Origin of the sequence: Pseudomonas sp. TWR1-1-4 (assembly GCF_049897165.1) — a bacterium.
Classification (GTDB): Bacteria; Pseudomonadota; Gammaproteobacteria; order Pseudomonadales; family Pseudomonadaceae; genus Aquipseudomonas; species Aquipseudomonas canadensis.
The window spans coordinates 3,494-5,129 of the sequence record NZ_JAFCVS010000013.1 but is presented as its reverse complement, the minus strand read 5'-3'; the positions used below and the strand labels follow the sequence as shown (position 1 = coordinate 5,129).

Annotated in this window: 1 rRNA gene (only partly in view); it reads right to left on the bottom strand. The window is 52.1% G+C overall.

Annotated elements, in window-relative coordinates:
* Positions 1 to 87: 87 nt before the first annotated feature.
* Positions 88 to 1,636: ribosomal RNA gene (locus ACP7C6_RS29310) — 23S ribosomal RNA — on the bottom strand; it runs 1,442 nt beyond the window's last position.

Below are 1,636 nucleotides of genomic sequence, written 5' to 3'. Positions count from 1 at the left end.
TTGTGAGCGTCGAACTTTCGGTTCATTTTCGTCTTCACACACCGCAATCTGATGCTCGTTAGAGTAGTCAAATTGCTTGGGTGTTATATGGTCAAGCCTCACGGGCAATTAGTATTGGTTAGCTCAACGCCTCACAGCGCTTACACACCCAACCTATCAACGTCGTAGTCTTCGACGGCCCTTCAGGGAACTCAAGGTTCCAGTGAGATCTCATCTTGAGGCTAGTTTCCCGCTTAGATGCTTTCAGCGGTTATCTATTCCGAACATAGCTACCCGGCAATGCCACTGGCGTGACAACCGGAACACCAGAGGTTCGTCCACTCCGGTCCTCTCGTACTAGGAGCAGCCCCTCTCAAATCTCAAACGTCCACGGCAGATAGGGACCGAACTGTCTCACGACGTTCTAAACCCAGCTCGCGTACCACTTTAAATGGCGAACAGCCATACCCTTGGGACCGGCTTCAGCCCCAGGATGTGATGAGCCGACATCGAGGTGCCAAACACCGCCGTCGATATGAACTCTTGGGCGGTATCAGCCTGTTATCCCCGGAGTACCTTTTATCCGTTGAGCGATGGCCCTTCCATACAGAACCACCGGATCACTAAGACCTACTTTCGTACCTGCTCGACGTGTCTGTCTCGCAGTCAAGCGCGCTTTTGCCTTTATACTCTACGACCGATTTCCGACCGGTCTGAGCGCACCTTCGTACTCCTCCGTTACTCTTTAGGAGGAGACCGCCCCAGTCAAACTACCCACCATACACTGTCCTCGATCCGGATAACGGACCTGAGTTAGAACCTCAAAGTTGCCAGGGTGGTATTTCAAGGTTGGCTCCACGCAGACTGGCGTCCACGCTTCAAAGCCTCCCACCTATCCTACACAAGCAAATTCAAAGTCCAGTGCAAAGCTATAGTAAAGGTTCACGGGGTCTTTCCGTCTAGCCGCGGATACACTGCATCTTCACAGCGATTTCAATTTCACTGAGTCTCGGGTGGAGACAGCGCCGCCATCGTTACGCCATTCGTGCAGGTCGGAACTTACCCGACAAGGAATTTCGCTACCTTAGGACCGTTATAGTTACGGCCGCCGTTTACCGGGGCTTCGATCAAGAGCTTCGCGTTAGCTAACCCCATCAATTAACCTTCCGGCACCGGGCAGGCGTCACACCCTATACGTCCACTTTCGTGTTTGCAGAGTGCTGTGTTTTTAATAAACAGTCGCAGCGGCCTGGTATCTTCGACCGGCATGAGCTTACGGAGCAAGTCCTTCACCCTCACCGGCGCACCTTCTCCCGAAGTTACGGTGCCATTTTGCCTAGTTCCTTCACCCGAGTTCTCTCAAGCGCCTTGGTATTCTCTACCCAACCACCTGTGTCGGTTTGGGGTACGGTTCCTGGTTACCTGAAGCTTAGAAGCTTTTCTTGGAAGCATGGCATCAACCACTTCGTTAACTAAAAGTTAACTCGTCATCAGCTCTCGGCCTTAAGATCCCGGATTTACCTAAGATCTCAGCCTACCACCTTAAACTTGGACAACCAACGCCAAGCTGGCCTAGCCTTCTCCGTCCCTCCATCGCAATAACCAGAAGTACAGGAATATTAACCTGTTTTCCATCGACTACGCTTTTCAGCCTCGC